This window comes from Micromonospora sp. CNZ285 (assembly GCF_004637285.1).
In genome coordinates, this window is sequence record NZ_SPQD01000001.1 from 5,464,797 (window position 1) to 5,488,659 (window position 23,863).

A 23,863-nucleotide genomic window follows, 5' to 3' on the forward strand; every position below is an offset into this window, starting at 1 on the left:
TACGCACCTGAGCCGGTTCGGTGGCCGGCCGGGATGGACGGTCGCACAGCGTAGCCGCTCATCGCCACCCGTCGGTCGCCCGCAGGGTTGACCAGGGCGGACCCGAAACACGGCGCTCAGACTTGCGAAGTACGCTCTGGGGCCATGGGCGACCACGACGACCTGCGCAAATTCATCACTGACCTTGCTGTGGTGCACGGCCGGGTGGTGCTCTCGTCGGGCCGCGAGGCGGACTGGTACGTGGACCTGCGCCGCGTCACGCTCCATCACGAGGCGGCTCCGTTGATCGGTCGGGTCATGCGTGACCTCACCGCCGACTGGGCGTACGACGCGGTCGGCGGCCTGACCCTGGGCGCCGATCCGGTGGCCGCCGCCATGCTGCACGCCTCGGCGGGCACCGGCCGCGCGGTCGACGCCTTCGTGGTCCGCAAGGAGGGCAAGGCTCACGGTCTCCAGCGCCGGATCGAGGGACCGGACGTCTCCGGGCGGCGGGTGCTCGCGGTCGAGGACACCTCCACCACCGGTGGAAGTGTGTTGACGGCGGTCGACGCATTGCGTGAGGCGGGGGCCGAGGTGGTGGGTGTGGCGGTTATTGTTGATCGAGGTGCCGGCGACACGGTGCGAGCCGCCGGATTGCCCTATCGGGCGGCCTATACGTTGGCTGACCTCGGCCTTGTGGCGTAAAAGTTTGCCGATTCGGATCTGCTGATATGCAGGCGGATCGATGCTGCTGGTGGAAGGATGGAATACGTGGGAACTGCGTTGGCTGAAATGACCATGCCTCAGATCTCGCCGCTTGCCGGCGAGCCGATCGAACGCGCCGACGCCGAGCGGCTTGCGGGGGTCCTCAAGGCCCTCGCGGACCCCGCCCGGCTGCGGCTGCTCAGCCTGATCCAGTCGGCTCCCGAGGGGGAGGCGTGCGTGTGTGACCTCACCGCGCCGCTCGGCCTCTCGCAGCCGACGGTCAGCCACCACCTGCGAATCCTCACCGAGGCCGGCTTGCTGGAGCGGGAGAAGCGCGGGGTCTGGGCGTACTACCGGCTGGTGCCGTCCGCGATCGCCACGATCGCGGATCTGCTCACCCCGCCGCGGAAGCGGGCCACGAAGAAGGCTCGCTGAAACCTCCGGGCCGGCCCGACCGAGGGTCGTCCCGACCGGGTGACCGGTGGCGTGCGAGGGGTGGCGCCATCAGCGCACGGTGACGGCTGTCGTCGTCCGTGTGACCCGGCTGGAGCAGTGATGTCGAAGGCCGGTCCTCGTCCGAGGGCCGGCCTTCGGCGTCCGTACGACGTGCTCAGCGGCGGTGCTGACCGCCGTGCCCGTCACCGTGCCCGGGGCGGTGCTCCTCGATGCCCTCCCGGGCCGCCTCCACAGCGCCGGCCATCGTCGCCGCGGTGATGACGGCGACCGCCTCGCCGCGCTTGCGGGCCCGCCGGTCGCGGAGGAACTCGAAGAAGATCGGCAGCACCGAGATCACGATGATCAGCGCGACCACCGGCAGGATGTACCTGTCGATCTTGTCGCCGATGGCGTCGTAGATCTGCCGGGCCAACAGGTAGCCGACCAGCAGGATGCCGTCCACCCAGAGGACCGCGCCCACCACGTTCCACACGAAGAACTGGCGGGCCGGCATGCCGAGCACCCCGGCCACCGGGTTGAGGAACGTCCGCACGATCGGGATGAACCGGGCCAGCACCACGGCCTTCGCCGGGCCGAACTTCTGGAAGTAGTACTCCGCCTTCTCCACGTACTCCCGCTTGAACAGCCGGGAGTTGGGCTTCTCGAACATGCGGCGGCCGTACCGGGCGCCGAGCCAGTGCCCGAGCTGGGCGCCGACGATGGCGCAGATCGGACCGCCGATCATCAGACCGGCCAGGGACAGGCGGGTGCCGTCGCCGAAGATGGCGTCGGCCACCGGTGAGGCGGCCACCCCGGCCAGGAACAGCAGCGAGTCACCCGGGAAGAAGAAGCCGACCAGCAGCCCCGTCTCGGCGAAGAGGATCACCCAGACGCCGATCATGCCGAAGGTGTGGATGAGGTCCTTCGGGTCGAGCGGGTTCAATGCCACGCTCTCGGAGAACATCCGGGTCTTCTCTGCTGTGTCCACGGCCACACAGGGTACCCCGGCCCGGTCCGGCATATCGGCCGGACCGGGCGTCGTCGTCAGAGGCGGGGGTCCACCGGCTCGGACTCGCAGGCGAGGATCGCGAACACCAGCTCGTGGCGGCGCCAGAGCGGGGCGTCCTCGGCCAGCGCGTCCAGGGCGGCCAGGCCGAGGCCGTGTTCCCGCAGGGCGAGCCCGCGCTTGCGTCCCAGCGACCGGCGGCGCAACGCGGCGAGCTGCCCCGCCTCGGTGTACCCGGGACCGTAGATGATCCGCAGGTACTCCCGCCCGCGGCACTTGATCCCCGGCTGGAGCAGCGAGCCCTTCGGCGAGCGGGCGGCCAGGCCCGCGTACGGCTTGACCACCATGCCCTCGCCGCCGGCCGCGGTGAGCGCCAGCCACCACTCGGTGGCGTCGGCCACCGCCGACTCGTCGGCCAGGTCCACCACCCGGCGCCGGGTCGGGGTGAAGAACTCCGGGTCGGCGGCGCAGAGCCGGTCGGCCAGCGCCAGGTGCCAGCCGTGGTCGCGGTCGGCGTAGCTCACCCCGGCCCCGGCCAGCACCGCGAACGGCGCCAGCGTCACCCCGCGCAGCCCGTCCGTCGGCCGGACGTACGCCCGGTAGGCAGCCGAGTAGGCGGTGACCTCGGCGGCCCGCCCGGCCATCCGGTCGCGCAGCCCGGCCACCGGCATCCCGCGCCCGGCGGCGGTGTCCAGCGCGGCGAGCACCGCCGGCAGCGCGGCCCGCCCGGCCGCGCCGACCCCGGCGTACTGCTCGCGGATCAGCCCGCTCGCCTTCGCCGACCAGGGCAGCAGTTCGGCGTCGAGCAGCAGCCAGTCGGTGCCCAGCTCGGCCCAGAGGCCGGCGCTGGTGACCGCCGCGCGCACCCGGGCCAGCAACTCGCCGTCGAGCGGCGGGCCGAAGAACGGCCTGCCGGTACGGGTGTGCACCACCCCGCCGCCGAAACGGCCCGGCTCCCGCTCCACGAGCACCACCGCTCGCGAGCCCATGTGCTTCTCCTCGCAGACCACCCGCTCGACGCCCGCCGCGCGGTAGTCGGCGAACGCCTCGGCCGGGTGCTCCAGGAACCCGTCCACCGTCGACGTGGAGCAGGGCGCCATGGTCGGCGGCAGCCACACCAGCCGGCCCGGGTCGACCGCGAACCGGCTCATCACCTCCAGCGCGGCGGCGGCGTTCTCGGCCGGCACGGTCAGCGACCCGTACGCGTGGGTGAGGTGCCGTCGCCCGGTCACGTCGGCCAGGTCCAGCACGGTGTCCGGCCGCGACGGCGTGACCGGGACCAGTGGGCGGGCCGGGGCGTACCACTCCTTCACCGCCGGGACGGCCACCAGCTCCTTCTCCGGGTAGCGCAGCGCGGTGAGCTGCCCGCCGAACACGCAACCGGTGTCCAGGCAGATGGTGTTGTTCACCCACTCCGGCTCGGGCGTCGGCGTGTGCCCGTACACGACCATCGCCGAGCCGCGGTAGTCCCGCGCCCACGGGTAGCGCACCGGCAGGCCGTACTCGTCGGTCTCGCCTGTGGTCTCGCCGTAGAGCGCGAACGACCGCACCCGGCCGGACGCCCGCCCGTGGTACGCCTCCTTCAGCCCGGCGTGCGCCACCACGAGCCGGCCGCCGTCGAGCACGTAGTGGCTGACCAGGCCGTCGATGAACGTCTCCACCCCGGCGACGAACTCCGGCGGCTCGGCGGCGAGCTGCTCCATCGTCTCGGCCAGGCCGTGGGTGAGCCGGACGTCCCGGCCGCGCAGCTTGCGCAGCAGCTTCTGCTCGTGGTTGCCCGGCACGCAGATCGCGTGGCCGGCCGCCACCATGCCCATCACCAGGCGGAGCACGCCGGGCGAGTCCGGGCCGCGGTCCACCAGATCACCGACGAACACCGCGGTACGCCCCGACGGGTGCGCCGCGTCCACCGGGCGGCCCGCGTCGTCGCGTCGCAGCACGTAGCCGAGCCGGGACAGCAGCGCCTCCAGCTCGGTACGGCAGCCGTGCACGTCCCCGACCACGTCGAACGGACCGGTCAGCTCGCGCCGGTCGTTGAACAGCTTCTCGTAACGGATCTCCGCGGCGTCGATCTCCTCCACCCCGCGCAGTACGTGCACCTTGCGGAAGCCCTCGCGGGCCAGCCGCCCGTACGACTGCCGCAGGTCGCGTCGCATCCGGTTGAGCACCTGCCGACCGTGCGTGCGATCGGCGCGCGCCTCCGTACGCTCCCAGGCCACCGCCTCCGGCACGTCCAGCACGATCGCCACCGGCAGCACGTCGTGCTCCCGGGCCACCCGGATCAGCCCGGCGCGGGCGTGCGGCTGGAGGTTCGTCGCGTCGACCACGGTGAGCAGGCCGCGTCGCAGCCGGATGGCGGCGACGTGGTGCAGCGCGTCGAACGCGTCGGCGGACGCGGACTGGTCGTTCTCGTCGTCGGCCACCAGGCCGCGGAACGTGTCCGAGGAGAGCACCTGGCTCGGCGCGAAGTGCCGCCGGGCGAACGTGGACTTGCCGGAACCGGAGACGCCGACGAGCGCCACCAGTGCCAGCTCGGGGATGTCCAGGACGGTCATCGGTTCGTCGCCTCCTTCCGGTCGTTGCCGGTGGTGCTGTCGTTGCTGTCGCTCCGGTCGGCCCGGTCGCGCCGGCCGGTGCTCTCGTCGCGGTCGGCGCGGGTGAGCACCGCCATCTGGGTCGGCGTGCCCACCTCCGGGTCGTCGTCGCCGACGCCGCCGAGTACCGCCGTGTAGCCGTGCGTCGCCGCCACCCGGTCCACCCAGGCGGCGAACTCGGCCCGGGTCCACTCGAACCTGTGGTCCGCGTGCCGGAACCGGCCCGGCGCGAGCCCCTCGTAGCGCACGTTGTACTCGACGTTCGGGGTGGTCACCACCACCGTGCCCGGCCGGGCGTGACCGAACACCGCGTCCTCCAGCGCCGGCAGGCGCGGCGGGTCGAGGTGCTCGACGACCTCCATCAGCACCGCCGCGTCGTACCCCCGGAGCCGGTCGTCCCGGTAGGTCAGCGCGGACTGCCACAGCCGGATCCGGTCCCGCTGCCGCTCCGGAAGACGATCCAGGCGCAGCCGCCGGGCCGCCATGCCGAGCGACCGGTCCGACACGTCGACGCCCACCACCTCGGTGAACCGCCGGTCGGCGACGAGCGCGGTGAGCAGCGCGCCGCCCCCGCAGCCCAGGTCCAGCACCCGGCTCGCGCCGCTGTCCCGCAGCGCGGCGAGCACCGCCTCCCGCCGCCGTACCGCCAGGGAGGCGCGGCGGACGTCCTCCGCCGTCCCGGCCCCGCCGCCCGACTCGGCCGGCTCTCCGATCGACGGCTCGATGCTGTCGTCGGCCGGCGGCTCGTCGGCCAGCCGCAGCTCGGTCAGGCGGGCCATCGCCTCGCCCGCGAGCGCCCGGCGGTGTGCCAGGTAGCGGCGCGTGATCAGGCCCCGCTCGGGGTGCCCGGCCAGCCAGCCGGCACCCGCGCGCAGCAGCTTGTCCACCTCGTCCGGCGCCACCCAGTAGTGCTTGGCGTCGTCCAGTACCGGCAGCAGCACGTACAGGTGGTTGAGGGCGTCCGCGAGCCGCAGCGTGCCGGTCAGCGTCAGGTCGACGTAGCGGCTGTCACCCCATTCCGGGTACGTCTCGTCGAGCGGGATCGGGGTGGCCGTCACGGTCCAGCCCAGCGGGGCGAAGATCCGTACCGCCAGCTCGGCGCCGCCCCGGCAGCGCAGCACCGGCACCCGTACGGTCAGCGGGATCGCGCTCGCGGCCAGCTCGGGACGATCGCGCGACTCGCCGCGCAGGGCGGAGCGGAACACCTTCGCCAGCGCCGACGAGAGCAGGCTCGACGCGGCGTACGGGCGGTCGTTGACGTACTGCCCGAGCGCGAAGCCCTCCGGCGCCCGGTTCCGGCGGCCGCCGCCCAGCTTGAGCGGATCGACCTCGACCAGCAACGCCGCCGTGCAGCGCGCCTCGTCCGCCTCCGGGTAGAACACATGCGCGGCACCGGCGGGCAGATCGAAGGTCTGCACGCGGTCCGGATGCTTCACCAGGAGGTGGCCGAGGTCGGTCGCCGGGCGGTGGGTCGTGGTGAGGGTCAGTAGCACTTGTCGATGATCTCTTGGTTTGTTGGCTCGTGTCGTGGGGGTTTCCGGGGGAGCCCGACCCGCTCCGGGCGGTCAGGCTTGATCCCTGCGCGGGCCGGGCTCCCCCGGAAACCTGACCTGGTCCGGCTTCGTCGACAGCCGTACTGCTTGGTGCCTTTGCTTCTATGCGGAGGTGCCCCGCCGACCTCTGGGTCGACGGGGCACCGGTGTCGCGTGGGTCAGGCGACGAAGCGGGTCTTGCGGCGGCGGGTCAGCACGTAGCCGACCGCACCGGCGGCGAGCAGCAGCGCGCCGATGCCGGCGATCAGGCCGGTGGAGGAACCGGTGATCGGCAGCGTGCCACCGTCACCGCCGCCCTGGCCACCGTCGCCCGGGTTACCGGGCGTGCCGCCGGCCGGGTTGATGACGATCGCGGCGGTGTCGTTCTTGCCGTTCGGGTCGCCGGAGAGCTTCGTGGTGAAGCTGCCCGCCGCGTTAGCGGTCGCCGTGTCGATGCGCAGGCGGAACTCGTACGGGTTCTTCATGCCCTTGGGGCTCTCGGTGACCTGGCAGGCGTACTCCTTGGCCCCCGGCTCACCCCAGTTCGCGGTCCACGGGTCCCACTCCTTCGTGGGCAGGAACGGCACGCAGTCGTACGGCGCCTCGACGGCGGTCGTGCCGGCCGGGACGGTGACGCGGACCGGCAGGTCCTCCAGGCGGATGCCCGGGGTGCCCTGGCCCAGGTACTCCAGCGTGGCCGGACCCAGGTTGGTGAAGCTCGGCGCGACAGTGACGACGTCGCCCTTCTTCCCGGTGGCGGTGGCGCCCTCGGCGGCGAGGTCGGCCGGGTTGTCACCGGTGACCTTCACGGTCGCGACGGTGAAGTTGTTCATCTGGTCCAGGTCGGTCTGCGGTACCCGCGCGGCCTGCACCGACTTCTCGACCAGGCGCAGCTCGGGGCCCGTGCCGGGCTTGACTTCGTCCAGCCAGTCCTCGAACGCCTGGTCGAAGTCGTCGGTGGTCCACCAGTCGAGGTAGACCGGGAACCGGGCGCCGGTACGCGTCTCCGGGCGCAGCGTGATCGGCAGGTCCTCGGAGAGCTTGTACGACCGGCCCGGCTCGATCTTCGTGTCGAAGGCGCAGAAGGCGTAGAACCCGTCCTCCTGGGCCCGGCAGTTGGAGAAGTTCCCGCCGTACGACGCGAGCCAGTCGGCCTGCACGACGAGCACCGTCCCGTCGACTGTGGTGTCGCCGCCGTTGCGGACGACACCCGGCACGGCGGCGCGCCCGCCCGGGGCCCCGCTCGCCTCGACGGTCGGGTCGCTCACCAGGTCGACGCCCTCGGCGATGGTGACACCGGCCGTACCGGTGGCCGTCTTGCCGCCCGAGGTGACGCTGATCTTCAGTGCGCCCTTCTGGCCCGGCTCGGCGGTGTCCTTGCCGTTGACCAGGTAGTCGAACCAGGGCTCGTCGCCGTCGGCGAGGTCCGCCTCGCAGTGCAGCTTGGTGGAGGAGACGTCGCAGGTCCAGTCCCACGCCGGCTCGACGGTGGCGAAGCCCGAGACCGCGGAGAAGTCGATGTCGATCGTGGTGCGGCCGAACGTGGGCTCCGACTCGCCGTCGGACATGTGCGCGAAGAGCGAGCCGTAACCCAGGTGGCCCGGGGCGACGAGCAGGTCGTGCGTGACGACCTCGAACGGCGCGTCCGCCGCGAGGGCGGGAGTGGCGGAGGCGGCGACGAACGCGCCTGCGACGCCCAACCCGGCGAACCAGCGCCGGGTGGAGTTGCTGAGCATGTGGGTCCTCCCGTGGGGTGATCAGGTGGAGCCCACGGAGCTTAAGGATTCCTTAAAGGATCGTGTTGTCCCCCATCATGAATATTGACCGAACGGATGATCGGCGCCACCGCAATGTTCCACCTGCCCGGAACCGTCCATCAATCGGACACCGGGAGGTGCAGTGACGTACGAGGAGTTCGCCGACGCGCGGTTGGGCGCCCTGCTGCGGTACGCGGTCATGCTGACCGGGGATCCGCACCAGGCGCAGGATCTGGTGCAGGAGACCCTGGTCCGGGTCCAGCTCCACTGGCGGCGGGTGGCCCGCACCGACGCCCCGGAGCGGTACGTGCGCCGGATGCTCACCAACCAGTTCATCGACTGGCGGCGCGGATCGTGGGCGCGGCGGGTGCTGCTGCGCGGCGCGGCGGACGAATCGGTGCCCGCGCCGGCCGACCACGCCCAGTCCGCGGCGGACCGGGACCAGATCCGGGACTGGCTGTCCCGGTTGCCCCGGCGGCAGCGTGCCGCGCTGGTGCTGCGCTACTACGAGGACCTGCCGGACGCGGAGATCGCGGAGATCCTCGGCTGCGCCGTCGGCACCGTCCGGTCCAGCATCTCGCGTGCGCTGGCCACCCTCCGAGCCGAACTCGTGGAGGTTTCCTGATGATCGAGGACGAGCTGCGGGCCGCGTTCGCCCGCCTCGAGGAGTCGACCCCGCCCGTCGGCCCGGTCCGGGCCGCCGTCGACCGGGCGGTGATCATCCGCCGTCGGCGCCGTCGGCGCGTACGCCTGGCCGGCACGGCGCTGGCGGTCGCCGCCGTCGCACTCGTCGGTTTCACCGCGATGGCGCCCCGGCCGCCGGCGCCCACGGCGGCGCCCGCGCCCTCCACGGCGGTGCCGGAGCCCGGCGGCGCGCTGAACCTGCTGCTGCTCGGCGTCGACCAGCCGGTCGGCAGCCGGCGCGCCGACTCGGTGCTGCTGGTGCACCTGCCGGCCGACCGGAGCCGGCTCTACCTCGTGTCGTTCCCGCGTGACCTGCTGGTGCCGGTGCCGCCGCAGGGCGGGACGGAGAAGCTCAACGCGACGTTCTCCCGCGCCGCCGGGCCGGGCACCGACCTGGCCGCCGGCTACCGGGCGACCCGCGAGGCGGTCGCCCGGCTGACCGGGGTACGCGTCGACGCCGGCGCGGTGCTCACGTACCCGGGGGCGCGTGAGCTGACCGACGCGGTCGGCGGCGTGCCGGTCTGCCTGCCGGCGCCGGTGCGTTCGGTGCACACCGAGCGGCGTTTCCCGGCCGGATGTCAGCGGCTCGACGGCCCGGCGGCGGTGGACCTGCTGCGGCAGCGGTACGGCCTGCGTGACGGTGGGCTGGACCGGGACCGCAACGCGGCGCGCTACGCCGCCGGGCTGCTCCGCCAACTGCGGGAGCAGGGCACGGCGACCGATCCGGCGCAGCTCGGCCGGCTGGTCCTACGGATCGGACCGGCCGTCACGATCGACACCGGTGACCTGTCGCTGCCGGCGCTGACCGCCGCGAGCGGCCGAACCGCCGTTGCGGAGCCGGTCGCGCTCGCCTTCCCGGTACGCGACGAGTGGAACGGTCGCGGGTACGAGCCGGACCCGGAACTCGCCCCCGGGTTCCTGGACGCGTTACGGGCGGACCGGCTGGCGCGGTGGACCGCCGCCCACCCGGGGCAGGTCACCGCGCTGCGGTGAGCGGGCCCCGGATCAGCGGTAGTCGTCCTCGTCGGCGGTGACGACGCGGGCCTGCTCCATGGCGTCCCAGTCGTCGACCTCCATGCCCCGGTGCGGCTCACCGTCTGTCTCGTCGGTCACCGTGGTGGCCTGCTCGACCGCGTCGGCCGGCTCGGCCTCCAGATCCCGCTCCTCCGGGGCGAGGTGGTCACTGGGGGCGAAGTCCTCGTCGGGCTGACCCATCGTCCCTCCCTGTTCTCCGTGCGGGCATCGTCCCCACCACCGTACGGGCTGCTCCGGGCCCTCGCTGGGTGGCGGGCGGAACGGCGGAGTCGGCGATTGTCCCGCTCCCGGCGCGCGGCCGGTGCCAGGATGGGAGGCATGGGCTTCCTGATCCGACTGGCGATCACCGCTGTCGCGTTGTGGATCGCGACCTTGATCGTGCCCGGAGTGGAGGTGAGTGGCCGCAACACCGGCAGCAACGTGCTCACCCTGATCGTGGTGGCACTGGTCTTCGGTGTGGTCAACGCGGTGCTCAAGCCGCTCATCAAGGTGTTCGGCTGCGTGTTCTACCTGCTCACGCTCGGCCTGTTCGCGCTCGTGGTGAACGCGCTGCTGTTCCTGCTCACCGACTGGATCGCCGGGGTGCTGAAGCTCCCGTTCCACGTCGACGGCTTCTGGGCCGCCTTCTGGGGCGCCATCGTGGTCGCGGTGGTGAGCTGGCTGATCAGCGTCGTCGTACCGGACCGGCTGGAGAACCGGTGAGCGGCGTCCGGGCCGGTTGTGCCCCGCTCACGCTCCTGCGGGATACTGCCCGCGGTGGACAGCGCGGTCCGGCGCAACCGTGGACGTGAGCGACCGGAACGGTCGCGCCCATGGAAGACAGCGGCCTGCACGGCCGAGAGCGGTAAGTAAGGAGCGTTCGACATGCCCATCGCTTCCCCCGAGGCTTACGCGGAGATGCTGGACCGGGCCAAGGCCGGCCGGTACGCGTACCCCGCGATCAACGTGACCTCCTCGCAGACGCTGAACGCGGCGCTCAAGGGCTTCGCCGATGCGGAGAGCGACGGCATCATCCAGGTCTCCACCGGCGGCGCGGAGTACCTGTCCGGCCCGTCCGTGAAGGACATGGTGACCGGCGCGGTGGCGTTCGCCGCGTACGCGCACGAGGTCGCCAAGAAGTACCCGGTGAACATCGCGCTGCACACCGACCACTGCCCGAAGGACAAGCTGGACAAGTTCGTCCGGCCGCTGATGGCCATCTCGCAGGAGCGCGTCAAGGGCGGCCAGGAGCCGCTGTTCCAGTCGCACATGTGGGACGGCTCGGCCGTGCCGGTGGCGGAGAACCTGGAGATCGCCGAGCAGCTCCTCGCCGAGGCCGCCAAGGGCAAGATCGTCCTGGAGATCGAGGTCGGCGTCGTCGGCGGCGAGGAGGACGGCGTCGAGAACGCCATCAACGACAAGCTCTACACCACCGTCGACGACGGCCTGGCCATGGTCGACGCGCTCGGCCTGGGCGAGAAGGGCCGCTACATGGCGGCGCTGACCTTCGGCAACGTGCACGGCGTCTACAAGCCGGGCAACGTCAAGCTGCGCCCCTCGGTGCTGCACGACATCCAGGTGGCGGTGGGCGCCAAGTACGGCAAGGACAAGCCGCTCAGCCTGGTCTTCCACGGCGGCTCCGGCTCGCTGCTGTCGGAGATCCGGGAGGCACTGGACTACGGCGTGGTGAAGATGAACATCGACACCGACACCCAGTACACCTTCACCCGCCCGGTCGCGGACCACATGTTCCGCAACTACGACGGCGTGCTGAAGGTCGACGGCGAGGTCGGCAACAAGAAGATGTACGACCCGCGCGTCTGGGGCAAGGCCGCCGAGGCCGGCATGGCCGCCCGCGTGGTCGAGGCCTGCGAGCACCTGCGCTCCACCGGCACCACCATGAAGTGACGCCTCGCGCGTGAACGGAAGGCCGGCACCCGGACGGGGCCGGCCTTCCGTGTCTCACCCGGCGGTCAGCACCCGGACGGCGTCGCGCACGTCGTCGGTCAGGTGGATCGTGTGCGACAGGTCGCCGAACGGGGACGCGGCGAACAGCGGCCGCAGCAGCGACTCCACCGGCAGCTCCGTGGTCCAGTACGTGCGGTCCAGGAAGACGTACGCCCCGCTCGCCCCGTCGGTGCCGTAGAACGTCTTGGTGGCCGCCTGGAACACCTCCTGCACGGTTCCGGCCTTGCCGGGTGCGAACACGATCCCGCCCCGGGCCAGCCGCAGGATGGTGTCCTCCCGGATGGCGTTGGAGAAGTACTTCGCGATCCGGCCCGCGAACAGGTTCGCCGGCTCGTGGCCGTACAACCAGGTGGGGATGGCCAGCCCGCCGGAACGGGCCCACTCGGTGCCCGGCGCCGACGGGCGGGGCGAGGGCAGCGACGTGCCGTCCGCGTACCGCTTGCGCACCGCCAGCGCCGCCGCCGTGTACCGGTCGTGGTCGGTGAAGTCCGGCGCGACGGCGAGCACGTCGATCGCGGCGGACAGCTCCTCGGCCGGCCAGGCCGCGAGGAACGCGCCGAGGTTCGCCGCCTCCATCACGCCCGGACCACCGCCGGTCACCACCAGGCGGTCGGCCCGCGCCAGCTCCCAGCCCAGCACGGCGGCCATCCGGTACGCGACGCTGCCGCGCGGCACCGCGTGCCCGCCCATCACCCCCACCACCGACTGCGGCCCGTGCGCGGCCAGCCACGACCGGGTGGCGTCGGCCAGCGCGTTGTCCACACCGTGGTCGTGCAGTCGCTGCCCGAGCGCCTCGCGTACGTCCGGCAGCGCGCCGCCGTGCGCCCGGAAGTGCGCGTACACCCGGGTGTCGTACATCTCGGCGAACCCGCCCTCGGCGAACCCGGCGGCCAGTTCGTCGGCGGTGTAGAGGTGCGACGGCTGGGTCGGGTAGGGCAGCCCGGAGAACGGCGGGACCACGTTGGCGCCCCGGCGGACCAGGTCCGCGCCCACCTCGCGGCCGGCGAAACGGCAGCCTACGAAGAGCGTGCCGGTGACGTCGACGTCACGCAGGTCGGGTACCGGGTCGAGGTCGAGGCGCAGGCCCTGCACGGTCAGACCGGCCAGGGTGCCCCCGGCCAGCCGCTGCTCGAACGCGGTGCGGGTCTCGATCTCGTTGACGTGGGGCGCGTGCGGCTCGATGACGTCCGCGGGTGGTGGGGTCGGCACCAGGCCATCCTGCCCCCGCACGGCAAGTGCCGAAACCGGGGCGAGAACGACAGGAGCCCGGCGGGCACGCCGCCGGGCTCCTGCGTAACCGGGTCCTGGGGAGGCTCCGGATCTGTATTTGTAGTGCAAGAACCACGGCGGCGGCATGGGCCGCGGGTACGTGTGCTCCCGCCGCAGGCGTGACGAAACCCTCAGCCGTTCAGCCAACCGTCCGGGCGGGGCCCCTCGCGTACCCGAGGGCGAAGCGGGTTGAATGGGGCGATGCAGAACCTGTTGCCTGAGCCACCGGCCACCCTGCTCCCGGTCCACGAGGAGGCCGACGCCGCGCTGGCGGCGGCGGCCGAGCAGGGCACCGACGAGGCGTACGCCGAGGTCGCGGCCCGTTTCCCGACCTACAGTGCGGCCTGGGCCGCGCTGGCCGGCCGCGCGCTCGCCGCGGGTCAGGTCGTCACGGCGTACGCGTACGCCCGCACCGGCTACCACCGGGGCCTGGACCAGCTGCGCCGCAGCGGCTGGAAGGGCCACGGCCCGGTGCCCTGGTCGCACAAGCCCAACCGGGGCTTCCTCCGCTGCCTCTACGTGCTGTCCCGCGCCGCGGGGGAGATCGGTGAGGCGGACGAGGCGGCCCGGTGCGCCCAGTTCCTCCGCGACTGCGACCCGGCCGCCGGAGACGCGCTCTCCGGCGACTGACCACTGCCGCGACGGCCGGTCCCGACCCGGGCGCCGGCCGTCGCGCCCGTCCTACAGCCCTTCCGCCACCGACGCGGCGATCTTCAGCCAGGCGTCCCGGGTGGCGGAGGAGAGCTGCCCGTACCGCAGCGGTTCGCCGGTGTCGATGAGCCGCTCGTACGGGGCCAGCAGCACCGCCCGGGTCCGCGCCGCGAAGTGGGCCTGGATCGCGGGCAGGTCGATCTCCTTGCGGGACGGCGGCATCGAGACCACTGTCACCGCCTGCCGGACCAGCCGCTGCCGGCCGCTCTGCTCCAGGTGGTCGAGCATCCGGGCGGCGGTCTCGGCCGAGTCGTTACGGGCCGACATGGTCACCACGAGCTGGTCGGTGGCGTCCATCGCGGCCTGCCAGTTCTGCGCCCGGACGTTGTTGCCGGTGTCCACGAAGATCAGCTTGTAGAAGCGGCTGACCACCTCGCGGATCTCCGCGAACGCGGCGGCGGTGAGCATCTCGCCGCCGGTCGCCGACTCGTCCGAGGCGAGCACGTCGAACATGCCCTCGCCCTGCGAGCGGACGTACTGCGACAGGTCGCCCACCCGGCCGTGCGGGCCCTGGAACTGCGCCAGGTCGCGCAGCATGTCCCGCACCGTACGGGCGTGGAAGTCCTGCTGCGCCCGCATGCCCAGGGTGCCCTGGGTCTCGTTGTTGTCCCAGGCCAGCACGTATCCGCCGCGCTTCTGGCCGAACGTCATGGCGAGCAGCAGGATCGCCACCGTCTTGCCGGCGCCGCCCTTCGGGTTGACCACTGTCACCTGGCGCAGCCCGCCGAAGTTGCGGCGGACCATCTCGATGTCGCGCTTCATCTCCTGCTCGTGCCGCCCGGGCGCGAGCCGGACCAGCCCGATCTTGTTGACCACCGCGCGTACGCCCATGGTGGCCACCGGGTCGACCGGCCGGGCCTGGCGGCGGCGCGCGAAGTCCTCGGCGGTCGGGGGCACCGCCTGCTGCGGCGTCCAGCCCTGCTCCGGGTGGGGCGCTCCGGGCTGAGGCGGCGGTGGCGGCACCACCGGGCCGGACACCGGCGCCTGCGGCGGCATCGGGCCGCCCGGCTGCGGTGCGCCGGCCTGGGGCGTCCAGCCGGGCGGCGGGTACCAGCCGGGCTGACCGGGCTGGTACCCGGGCGACGGGTAGCCGTTGCCGTACGGGGACGGCTGTGCCGGTACGCCCGGCGACGGCGGGAACGGCCCGAGGCGGGGCGTCTGCTCGGGCGCGCCCGGCTCTGCCGGTCCCGTACCGGATTCCGGCGACGGCTGCGTCCCGGCGACGGTGGCCCGGCCCGCGGGGGTGCCGTCGGCAGGGAGGGCGTCGGACGGTGGGGGCGGTGCCGGGGTGACAGTGGCGCGGCCGGACACCGTGCCGTCCTCGGGGAGGGCGTCAGGCGGCGGGGGCGGCGCCACGGCGGCCCGGCCGGAGGCGGTGCCGTCGGTGGAGAGTGCCTCGGGCGGGGGCGTTGCCACGGTGGCGCGGCCGGACGCGATGCCGTCGGCCTCCGCTGACTCGGACGGCGGAGCTGCTGCCTCGGTGGGGAGCGGGTCGGGCGTGGTGGCGGAGTCCGACCCGGCCCGCTGTGGCGGCTGTGCCCACGGGGAGGCGGGCCGTCCGTTCCCGGTGCCCTCGCCGGCGGTCGCCGTTCCGCCAGTGCCGGGGGCGGGCGTGGTCGCCGGGACGGGCGCCGCCGGAGTACCGGGCGCCGCCGGTGAGCCGGGTGCCGCCGGTTCCGGCTGGGCCGGTGACGGGGCGGAGGTCGCCCGGTCGAGCGTGAACGGCAGGTCCAGGTCGACAGCGGGTGCCTGGGGCACCGGAACGTCCGCCGCCACCGGTGCCGGGGGCGCCGGGACGTCCGCGGCCGGCGGCGTGGGAGCGTCGGCGGGCGGGAGCGGCCAGGGCACCGACGCCCACGGCGGGATCGTGGCCGCCGCGGCGTCGGTCTCCTCCGGCGGCCACAGCGGCTCGACGTCCCGCTGCGGCACCTGCGGTCGGCCCGGTACGTGGGCCCGGTCGTCATTCTCGTGCACCACGGTTCCTCCCCATTCCTTCCGCCGAGGATAGGCGGTCCGGCCAGCGCCGCGAGCCGGGTGAGGATCGACCGAGGTCAGCCCGTCCAGACCGCCCAGGCGCCCGGCTCGGTCCACCAGGAGCGCTTGCGGCTCAGCTCGCCCTCGACGCCGTCGTCGAGGAAGGGCACCTTCTCGTCGCGGGGCACCACCGCCACCGCGCGTCCCCGCGCCCGGCGTACCTCCAGCCGGACCTTCTTCCGGCCCAACGCCGACCGGGTCACCACTGGTACGGCGACGCCCACCGTCACCCGCCCGTCGGCCGGATCCGGGCCGCCCAGCAGGTCCACCTCGCCCAGGCACGCGTACCCGCCCGCGTTGCCGATCGCGCAGGCGGTGATCGGCTCGGAGCCGTCGCTGAGCACCGTGCCGTCGACCTCGACCCGGGCCCGCCAGTGCAGCGGTCGGCCGGCGTCGTCGGCGGCGCCGAGCAGCGCGCCGTCCAGCGTCACCGAGCCGCCGTCGTTGCGCAGCAGGTCAAGCCGCCGGGGGGTGCCGTCCAGCACCGCCGCGGCAACCCCGGCCGGGTCGCGCGGCAGCCCGAGCTGCGCGGCCAGGTCGCGCGCCGTCCCGGACCGGGCCGGATCGAGCGGGAGTACGCCCACCGGCGGCAGGTCGGGCACCGTACGGTCGTCGGCGAGGTCCGCGGGGCGGCGGCTCGGCGGCGGAGCGTACCGGCGCACCAGCCGGCGCAGGACGGCGCGCAACTGACCGTCACTCGCAGTGGCGACGATGAGCCGGGTCTTGCCGTCGGAGTCCGGCCAGGTGAGGCCGTCGGCGCGCGGCGGGCCGTCGAGGCGGGCCAGCACCTCGTCGATCTCCTTGTCCGACCGGGCGGTCACCGTGGTCACCCGGGCGCCCCGGGCGGTCAGCTCGTCCGCGCAGGCCAGCACCGGTACGCGCGGCGTCTCGCAGCGCTCCTCGCCGGTCTCGGCGGCGGTGTCGTCCGCGCCGCCGCAGCAGGCGCCGCCGCTGCCGCAGCCACCACCGGGAGCGTCCCGGTCCGAGCCGAGGGTGAGCAGCACCACGTCGTACACGAAGGAGCCTCCTGCTTCTCGACCAACCCCTGCTGGTCCCGCCGTCACTACTTGTTAGCCTGACACCCCGGGCTCGCTGACCGGTCGCCACCTGGCACCCGAGCCTTCTGGAGGCGAGAAGATGCCAGCGATCGTGCTGCTCGGCGCCCAGTGGGGCGACGAGGGCAAGGGCAAGGTTACCGACCTGCTGGGTGAGCGGGTCGACTACGTCGTGCGCTACTCCGGCGGCAACAACGCAGGCCACACGGTGATCACGCCGGACGGCCAGAAGTACGCGCTGCACCTCATGCCGTCCGGTGCGCTGTCACCGAGCGCGATGATCGTGATCGGCAACGGCGTGGTGGTCGACCCGAAGGTGCTGCTCCAGGAGATCGACGGGCTCGCCGAGCGCGGCGTGGACGTGTCCCGCCTGCGCATCTCCGGCGACGCGCACCTGATCATGCCGCACCACCGGGCGCTGGACCGGGTGGTCGAGCGCTACCTGGGCAGCTCCCGCATCGGCACCACCGGCCGGGGCATCGGTCCCGCGTACGGCGACAAGGTCGCCCGGATGGGCATCCGGCTCCAGGACCTGCTCGACCCGGGCATCCTGCGCAAGAAGCTGGAGCTGGCGCTCCGCGAGAAGAACCAGCTGCTGTTCAAGGTCTACAACCGCAAGGCGATCGACGTCGAGGAGACCGTCGAGGAGTACCTCCAGTACGCCGAGCGGCTGCGCCCGTACATCGCCGAGACCCGAGTCATGCTCTGGGACGCGCTCGACCGCGGCGAGACAGTGCTGCTGGAGGGCGCCCAGGCCACCATGCTCGACATGGACCACGGCACCTACCCGTTCGTCACCTCGTCGAACCCGACGGCCGGTGGGGCGTGCGTGGGCGCGGGCATCCCGCCGACCGCGATCACCAAGGTCATCGCCGTGAGCAAGGCGTACACGACGCGGGTGGGCTCCGGCCCGTTCCCGACCGAGCTGTTCGACGACAACGGGCAGCACCTGCGCAAGGTCGGCCACGAGTACGGCACCACCACCGGCCGGGAGCGCCGCTGCGGCTGGTTCGACGCCGTGGTGGCCCGGTACGCGTGCCGCCTCAACGGCGTCACCGACCTGGTGGTCACGAAGCTGGACGTGCTGACCGGCCTGGCCAAGGTGCCGATCTGCGTCGGGTACGAGATCAACGGCGAGCGGTTCGACGACATGCCGATGACGCAGACCGACTTCCACCACGCCACGCCGATCTACGAAGAGCTCGACGGCTGGTGGGAGGACATCACCAAGGCGCGGACCGAGGACGAGCTCCCGGAGAACGCCCGCCGCTACATCGCCCGTATCGAGGAGCTGACCGGCACCCGCGTGAGCGTGGTGGGTGTGGGCCCAGGCCGAGAGGAAAACGTCCTCCGCCACCCCCTCCTCCCCTAACCCCCCACCTTTTGTCGTTGATCAAGGAGTTTGTGTCCAGTCCGGCGTCGGATCCGGACACAAACTCCTTGATCACCGGGGCGGTCGCGGAGTGGTCGCCGGGGAGAGTGGGTCTGTTTATCCACAGAGTTGTCCACAGGGGTGTCGGCTGTGGGGTGGCGCGGGGGAACCTGCGCGTGTGGGTGAATTCGACGAGCTGACGCGGCTGGCCGCCGGGCAGGGCGGGTTCGTGACGGCGGGGCAGGCTTTGCGCCTGGGCCTCGGCCGGGAGCAGATCCGCTACCTCGTCCGAGCCGGACGATGGACGCGCGTCTCGCGCGGCTGCTACCTGCCGTGCCCCGCCGGACCGACGCCGGTGGCGCTGCGACGGGTCCGCATCCGCGCCGCGATCGCGAGCCTGGGGCCGGGCGCGGTCGCCGTACTCGACACCGCCGCCGAACTGCACGGCATCGCCGGCCTTTCGCCGACGGCGGCGATCCACGTCTCGGTGCCGCCGGACCGGCCGCACGTGCAGCGCCGGGCGGAGCCGGGCCTGACGGTGCACCAGTTGACGCTCGCCGACGCGGACGTGTGCCGGGCTGGCGGCGTACCGGTCACCACACCGGCGCGGACCGTTGCCGACGTGTTGCTGCGAGCTCGGCGCTACCCGGCGGTGTGCGTTCTCGACTCCGCGCTCAACCAGGGGATCCTGGCCGAGGACGACCTGTCCCTGGTGCTCGCGCATCTCGCCGGACGCCGCGGGGCGGTCGCCGCGCGGGAGTACCTGGCCGAGGCGGACGGCCGGGCACAGTCACCCCTGGAGACCCGTACCCGGCTCCGATGCGTCGACGGCGGCGTGCCGCCGGACACCCTCCAGCTGCCGGTCCGGGACGAGGACGGTTACCTGCTCGGCATCGGGGACCTGGCGTGGCGGGGCGCGCGCCTGATCGCGGAGGCGGACGGCCGCGCCCCGCACCTGACCCCGGGCGCCGTCTACGCCGACCGATTCCGGCAGAACCGCCTGGTCAACGCCGGCTGGCGGATCCTCCGCTTCACCTGGTCCGACACCCTCCGCCCCGACTACATCCCCGAGACGGTCCGACGAGCACTGCGCCAGAGCCGCCTCCCACCCCGTTGATCAAGGAGTTTGCGGCCGGAAAACCCCAAATCTGGGACGCAAACTCCTTGATCGACGGGGTGGGGTGGGGTGGTCAGTAGGATGCCGGTCGTGCGCGTACTTCTTGTGGGTGGTGGTGGGCGGGAGCACGCTCTCGCGCTCGGACTCGCCGGTGACCCGGCTGTCGAGGCGCTCGTCGCAGCGCCGGGGAATCCGGGGATCGGCGAGGTCGCCTCGCTGCGGGAGGTGACACCCGCCGATCCGGCGGCAGTGGCGGCTCTCGCCGTCGAGGTCGCGGCCGACCTGGTGGTCATCGGCCCGGAGGCGCCGCTGGTGGCGGGCGTCGCCGACGCGGTACGCGCCAAGGGCATCGCGGTGTTCGGCCCGAGCGCGGAGGCGGCCCGGCTGGAGGGCTCGAAGACGTTCGCGAAGGACGTGATGACCGCTGCCGGTGTGCCGACCGCCCGCGCGTACACCTGCGAGGACGCGGCGGCGGTGGCGCACGCGCTGGACGAGTTCGGCGCGCCGTACGTGGTGAAGGACGACGGGCTCGCCGCCGGCAAGGGTGTGGTGGTCACCGACGACCGGGCGGCCGCCGAGCGGCACGCGGCGGAGTGCGGCCGGGTGGTGATCGAGGAGTACCTGTCCGGTCCCGAGGTCTCCCTGTTCGTGGTGACCGACGGCGAGGCAGCGGTGCCGCTGCTGCCGGCGCAGGACTTCAAGCGGGTCGGCGACGGCGACACCGGGCCGAACACGGGCGGCATGGGCGCGTACGCGCCGCTGCCGTGGGCCCCGCCGAACCTTGTCGACGACGTGATGCGCGACGTGGTGCACCCGACGCTGGCGGAGCTGCGCCGCCGGGGCACCCCGTTCGCCGGCCTGCTCTACGTGGGCCTGGCGATCACCCCGTCCGGCCCGCGTGTCATCGAGTTCAACGCGCGCTTCGGCGACCCGGAGACGCAGGTCGTGCTCGCCCTGCTGGAGACGCCGCTGGGTGGGCTGCTGCACGCCGCCGCCACCGGCACGCTCGGCGCGCACCCGCCGCTGCGGTGGCGCGACGGCGCGGCCGTGACGGTCGTGGTCGCGGCCGACGGCTATCCGGCGGGCCCGCGTACCGGTGATGTGATCACCGGCGCGGACCGCGCCGGGATCATCCACGCCGGCACCCGCCGGGACGCCCACGGCACGTTGCGGTCCGCCGGCGGCCGGGTCCTCTGCGGTACGGCGACCGGGCCCGACCTGGCCGCCGCGCGCGACGCCGCCTACGCCCTGGTACGCGACGTGGAGCTGGCCGGTTCCCACCACCGCACCGACATCGCGGCGGCGGCGGTGGACGGCCGGATCACGATCCCGGGCTGACCGTCCCGCGTCGGCGGCCGGCCATCCGGTTGAGCACGTTCGCCGTGGCCCGCTCGATGCGCGGGTCGCGGTGCCCCTGCCGGTCCAGCGCCAGCGTCCAGCCGAGCGTGCCGCTGGCGAACACCACGGCGCCGCGTGCCGTCTCGTAGACGTGGCTGCTCTGGAGCCGCCGGCCGCCCTGCTGTGCCGGGTACGGCGACGAACTGAGCGTGGTCCCGGCGGGCCGGGCGAGGGCCGCGTGCAGCCCGTCCGCCTCGCCCGCGACCACGCCCGGGATGCGGTCGCCGTCGGCGACGCCGGTGCCGGACCACACCCAGTTGTCGGCACCGCGCACCACGAGCGGCTGCGGGGTCAGCACGATGCCGTTGTACTGCACGCCGAGCAGCGCCTGTTCCGGCCGGTCGAGGTCGCGCCACGTCAGCGTCGGGTCGCCGGTGCCCGCGCCCGGGTCGGGGAGCGTCTTGGCGCACTCCACGATCCGTTCGGGGCGGCCGCCGGCGGCGGGGCGTACGCGGACGTGCCAGTAGACGCTGTTCGCGCCGAGGAACGCGAGGCTGGTGCCCCCGTCCAGGCCGACCTCGGTGGCGCGGCGCATCTCGGCCGACCAGTACTCGTCGTGCCCGCAGAACACCAGACCCCGGTACCGGGCCGGGTCGAGTCGCCCGGAGTGCAGGTCGAAGCTGGTGGCGTAGCTGACGTCGTAGAGGTTGCGTTCCAGCCACCGGACCGCTGCCTCGTCGCGGTCGAAGTGGGTGGGCAGGCCCGCGTCGGCGTACGGGCGGTCGAACGAGACAGCGCGTGCCCGCAGCGCCGGGTCGCGCCGCCCGTCGGGCCGGTAGCCGTTGTAGAGGCTCTTGCCGACGCGCCGGTCGCGCGGCCACTGGTTGTACGCCTGCCAGGTGGTCACCGGCAGCACCACGCAGAGCGCGGCCGGGCGCCTGTCGTCGCGCACCACGAACGGCGTGCACGCCCGCCAGCCGCCGGCCGAGGTGAAGACCGCCTGGTAGAGGCCGGAGGTCCAGCCGTGCGGGACGGGCAGGCGCCAGGACACCGGCCACCGGCAGTCGAGCACGCCCGTGTCCGGGTCGGCGACCGGCACCGGCTGCGGCTCGCCTCTCAGCTCGGGGCTGGTCAGCATCGTGCGGGCGCCGGCGCCGTCGTACCAGCCGATGCGGTGCACGCTGATCCGGAACCGGCCGCCCGGGTTGACCGCGACGTGGAAATCGATCACCTCGCCGGGGGCGACGCTCGTCGTCGAGGCGTACCCCTGGATCTGACGCCGCCGGTCGTCGGCGGCCCGGCCGCCGCGCTCGGGCCACCACGGCTCCCCGGCGGCGCGGTTCTCCCGCTCGACGGGCGGAACCGGCCACCGGGTGGGTGGGTCGTCGGGCCGTCCGTGGACCGGGTCGAACGAGCCGAGCGCGGCGGCGGACGCGCCGCCGACGAGGAGGCCGAGCGCGGTACGCCGCCGAAACCGGTCCATTGTGGTGCACCCCGTTTCCCCGTTCGATCGGGAGAGAAGGTAGCACCGGGCGGCCAGGGCTGTCTGACCGATGTTGATCAATCGAAGTAGCGGCGCAGCTCCCGGGTGAGCACCTTGCCGGTGGCGTTGCGCGGCAGGTACTTGACGAACACCACGTCGCGGGGCACGGAGAAGCGGGCCAGGTAGCGCCGGACGTACTCGCGGACCGCCTCCGGGTCGAGCGTCTCGCCGGTGCGCAGCGCCAGGAACGCGGCCAGCCGTTGACCGTAGTCGGGGTCCGGTACGCCGATCACGGCGACCTCGCGGACCTGCGGCAACCGGGCGATCAGATCCTCCACCTCGGACGGGAAGACGTTCTCGCCGCCCGAGACGATCATGTCGTCGGCCCGGCCGTCGACGAAGAGCAGTCCGTCGGCGCTCAACCGGCCCAGGTCGCCGGTGTCGAGCAGGCCGTCGCGGCTCTCCCGGCCGGCGCCCGAGGTGTAGCCCTCGAACAGCATCTCGTTGCCCACGAAGATCCGCCCGACCTCGCCGTCGCGGACCGGCCGGCCGGTCTCGTCCAGGATGGCCAGCCGGGTGCCGTGCGGCGGCCGGCCCGCGGTGGTGGGCGCGGCGCGCAGTTCGGCCGGGCCGGCGATGGAGGCCCAGGAGACCTCGGTCGAGCCGTAGAGGTTGTAGAGCACGTCGCCGTACCGGTCCATGAACGCGGTGGCCAGGTTGCCGGGCAGCGCGGATCCGCTGACCGCGACCACCTTGAGTGGCGGCCGGGGCTGCGGCGGTGCGACCTCCATCAGCCGTTGCAGCATCACCGGTACGGCGAACATGGCGTCGCACGGTTGAGCGGCGAGCGCGGCGAGCGTGGCGGCCGGGTCGAAGCGCCGGTGCAGTACGACTGTGGCGCGCAGCGCGAACGACACCTGGAGCGCGGCGTACCCCCAGGTGTGGAAGATCGGCGCGGCGATCATCACGGTGTCCCGCGCGTGCAGCGGGATGCGGTCGATGATGGACACCAGCGGGCCGAAGCCGTGCGGGGTGGGCCGGCGGGCGCCCTTGGGCGCGCCGGTGGTGCCGGAGGTGAGCACTATGGTGCGGCCGTCCCGCTCCGGCGGCTGGAGTTTCTCACCGGGTACGGCGGCGGCGATCAGCTCCTCCTGCCCCCGCTCGTCGACCCGGTGCAGCTCGGCCGGGAGGCCGAGGACGCGTTCGGTGAACTCGCCGTCGTGCACCAGGACGCGCAGGCCCTGTTCCTCGGCCACTGTCACCAGTTGCGCGGCGGACAGGCCGGTGTTGACCAGGACGGCGTCCGCGCCGAGCAGCATCGCTGCCACTATCGCCTCGATCAGGCCGTGGTGGTTGCGGCAGAGCACGCCCACCCGGTCGCCGGTCTGCACGCCGAGGTGGGACCGCAGCGACCGGGCCAGCCGCTCGGAGCGGTCGAGCAGTTTCTGGTACGTCATGGTGGCGCCCTGCTCGTCGACCACGGCGACGCGGCCGGGGTCGCGGGCGGCGGCCTGGCGCAGCTCACCGGCGAGGCTCCAGCCCCACCGGCGCAGCGCGTTGAGCTGGGAGACCACGCGTATCGGTCCGCCCGGGGCGAGCAGTCCACGTCGGGTCAGCGTGGCGGCGATGAACGGCAGGTCCAAGGCGCAACTCCTTCGCGTTCGTGGTTCGTCGACCAGGCTCCGGACGGTCGGCCGTCCGGTTCGGCGTGATCTTGTGCCCGATCGCGTTTCGGGTCGGCCCGGGAGCGGCGGCCCGGCCCGCGACGACGTTCCATGCCGTCACGGGTCGGGCCGCGGCCCGCCGGCGC

20 protein-coding genes are annotated in these 23,863 nt (G+C 73.3%); 10 read left to right on the plus strand and 10 right to left on the minus strand.

The features are described 5' to 3' along the window. Nucleotides 1–144: 144 nt before the first annotated feature. The gene (pyrE, locus tag CLT75_RS24975) at nucleotides 145–684 is read left to right on the plus strand and encodes an orotate phosphoribosyltransferase (protein ID WP_135242715.1); all 540 of its coding nucleotides are present in this window, start codon (nucleotides 145–147) and stop codon (nucleotides 682–684) included. A 57-nt stretch (nucleotides 685–741) separates the two neighbouring features. Next, nucleotides 742–1,119 carry an ArsR/SmtB family transcription factor gene (locus tag CLT75_RS24980; protein ID WP_007454255.1) on the plus strand — a complete coding sequence of 126 codons (378 nt, stop codon included), beginning with the start codon at nucleotides 742–744 and terminating at the stop codon, nucleotides 1,117–1,119. Between the two features lie 175 nt (nucleotides 1,120–1,294). On the opposite strand, the gene CLT75_RS24985 is transcribed toward CLT75_RS24980, so the two are convergent. From CLT75_RS24985 to CLT75_RS25000, 4 genes are all read right to left on the minus strand, one after another. Continuing rightward, nucleotides 1,295–2,140 (minus strand): VTT domain-containing protein, encoded by an 846-nt coding sequence (locus CLT75_RS24985; RefSeq protein WP_135242716.1) that lies wholly within the window; start codon nucleotides 2,138–2,140, stop codon nucleotides 1,295–1,297. Between the two features lie 23 nt (nucleotides 2,141–2,163). Beyond that, entirely contained in the window at nucleotides 2,164–4,680 is a 2,517-nt protein-coding gene (locus CLT75_RS24990; RefSeq protein ID WP_135242717.1) for a polynucleotide kinase-phosphatase, read from the minus strand. Next, complete coding sequence (locus CLT75_RS24995) at nucleotides 4,677–6,212, minus strand: 3' terminal RNA ribose 2'-O-methyltransferase Hen1 (RefSeq protein ID WP_135242718.1); 1,536 nt, start codon at nucleotides 6,210–6,212, stop codon at nucleotides 4,677–4,679. Before CLT75_RS24995 ends, CLT75_RS24990 begins: the two co-directional genes overlap by 4 nt. A 218-nt stretch (nucleotides 6,213–6,430) precedes the next feature. Next, nucleotides 6,431–7,987, minus strand: coding sequence for an LPXTG cell wall anchor domain-containing protein (locus CLT75_RS25000; protein WP_135242719.1), 1,557 nt, complete (start codon nucleotides 7,985–7,987; stop codon nucleotides 6,431–6,433). A 163-nt stretch (nucleotides 7,988–8,150) separates the two neighbouring features. Between CLT75_RS25000 and CLT75_RS25005 the strand changes: the two genes are divergently transcribed. Continuing rightward, nucleotides 8,151–8,633 carry a SigE family RNA polymerase sigma factor gene (locus tag CLT75_RS25005; RefSeq protein WP_135242720.1) on the plus strand — a complete coding sequence of 161 codons (483 nt, stop codon included), beginning with the start codon at nucleotides 8,151–8,153 and terminating at the stop codon, nucleotides 8,631–8,633. Continuing rightward, entirely contained in the window at nucleotides 8,633–9,685 is a 1,053-nt protein-coding gene (locus tag CLT75_RS25010; RefSeq protein WP_135242721.1) for an LCP family glycopolymer transferase, read from the plus strand. Before CLT75_RS25005 ends, CLT75_RS25010 begins: the two co-directional genes overlap by 1 nt. A 12-nt stretch (nucleotides 9,686–9,697) precedes the next feature. Here CLT75_RS25010 and CLT75_RS25015 read toward each other — a convergent pair whose 3' ends face one another. Then, the gene (locus CLT75_RS25015) at nucleotides 9,698–9,907 is read right to left on the minus strand and encodes a hypothetical protein (protein WP_120572362.1); all 210 of its coding nucleotides are present in this window, start codon (nucleotides 9,905–9,907) and stop codon (nucleotides 9,698–9,700) included. A 138-nt stretch (nucleotides 9,908–10,045) separates the two neighbouring features. On the opposite strand from CLT75_RS25015, the gene CLT75_RS25020 reads away from it, so the two are divergent. Both CLT75_RS25020 and fbaA read left to right on the plus strand, forming a co-directional pair. Further along, on the plus strand, nucleotides 10,046–10,429 hold the full coding sequence (locus CLT75_RS25020) for a phage holin family protein (protein ID WP_135242722.1): 384 nt from the start codon (nucleotides 10,046–10,048) through the stop codon (nucleotides 10,427–10,429). 162 nt (nucleotides 10,430–10,591) lie between these two features. Beyond that, nucleotides 10,592–11,614: a class II fructose-bisphosphate aldolase gene (gene fbaA / locus CLT75_RS25025; RefSeq protein WP_135242723.1), complete on the plus strand. Its 1,023-nt coding sequence runs from the start codon at nucleotides 10,592–10,594 to the stop codon at nucleotides 11,612–11,614. A 54-nt stretch (nucleotides 11,615–11,668) separates the two neighbouring features. On the opposite strand, the gene CLT75_RS25030 is transcribed toward fbaA, so the two are convergent. Further along, on the minus strand, nucleotides 11,669–12,883 hold the full coding sequence (locus CLT75_RS25030; RefSeq protein ID WP_209310382.1) for an SLOG cluster 4 domain-containing protein: 1,215 nt from the start codon (nucleotides 12,881–12,883) through the stop codon (nucleotides 11,669–11,671). Nucleotides 12,884–13,144: 261 nt separating this feature from the next. Here CLT75_RS25030 and CLT75_RS25035 point away from each other — a divergent pair, with 261 nt between their 5' ends. After that, a complete protein-coding gene (locus CLT75_RS25035; protein WP_135242725.1) occupies nucleotides 13,145–13,573 on the plus strand; it encodes a DUF3151 domain-containing protein in 429 nt (142 codons plus the stop codon). A 51-nt stretch (nucleotides 13,574–13,624) separates the two neighbouring features. Here the strand turns inward: CLT75_RS25035 and CLT75_RS25040 are convergent, their stop codons facing one another. Further along, nucleotides 13,625–15,631, minus strand: coding sequence for a chromosome partitioning protein (locus CLT75_RS25040; protein WP_135242726.1), 2,007 nt, complete (start codon nucleotides 15,629–15,631; stop codon nucleotides 13,625–13,627). A 74-nt stretch (nucleotides 15,632–15,705) separates the two neighbouring features. After that, nucleotides 15,706–16,704, minus strand: coding sequence for a diacylglycerol kinase family protein (locus CLT75_RS25045; RefSeq protein ID WP_135242727.1), 999 nt, complete (start codon nucleotides 16,702–16,704; stop codon nucleotides 15,706–15,708). Between the two features lie 121 nt (nucleotides 16,705–16,825). Between CLT75_RS25045 and CLT75_RS25050 the strand changes: the two genes are divergently transcribed. From CLT75_RS25050 to purD, 3 genes are all read left to right on the plus strand, one after another. Continuing rightward, nucleotides 16,826–18,115 carry an adenylosuccinate synthase gene (locus CLT75_RS25050; protein WP_013473426.1) on the plus strand — a complete coding sequence of 430 codons (1,290 nt, stop codon included), beginning with the start codon at nucleotides 16,826–16,828 and terminating at the stop codon, nucleotides 18,113–18,115. A 178-nt stretch (nucleotides 18,116–18,293) separates the two neighbouring features. After that, nucleotides 18,294–19,232 carry a type IV toxin-antitoxin system AbiEi family antitoxin domain-containing protein gene (locus CLT75_RS25055; protein WP_030500573.1) on the plus strand — a complete coding sequence of 313 codons (939 nt, stop codon included), beginning with the start codon at nucleotides 18,294–18,296 and terminating at the stop codon, nucleotides 19,230–19,232. A 90-nt stretch (nucleotides 19,233–19,322) separates the two neighbouring features. Continuing rightward, on the plus strand, nucleotides 19,323–20,570 hold the full coding sequence (gene purD, locus CLT75_RS25060; protein ID WP_135242728.1) for a phosphoribosylamine--glycine ligase: 1,248 nt from the start codon (nucleotides 19,323–19,325) through the stop codon (nucleotides 20,568–20,570). On the opposite strand, the gene CLT75_RS25065 is transcribed toward purD, so the two are convergent. After that, nucleotides 20,554–22,053 carry a N,N-dimethylformamidase beta subunit family domain-containing protein gene (locus CLT75_RS25065; protein ID WP_135242729.1) on the minus strand — a complete coding sequence of 500 codons (1,500 nt, stop codon included), beginning with the start codon at nucleotides 22,051–22,053 and terminating at the stop codon, nucleotides 20,554–20,556. The genes purD and CLT75_RS25065 overlap by 17 nt on opposite strands. A 77-nt stretch (nucleotides 22,054–22,130) precedes the next feature. Further along, the gene (locus CLT75_RS25070) at nucleotides 22,131–23,696 is read right to left on the minus strand and encodes an AMP-binding protein (RefSeq protein WP_135242730.1); all 1,566 of its coding nucleotides are present in this window, start codon (nucleotides 23,694–23,696) and stop codon (nucleotides 22,131–22,133) included. Nucleotides 23,697–23,863: the final 167 nt, after the last annotated feature.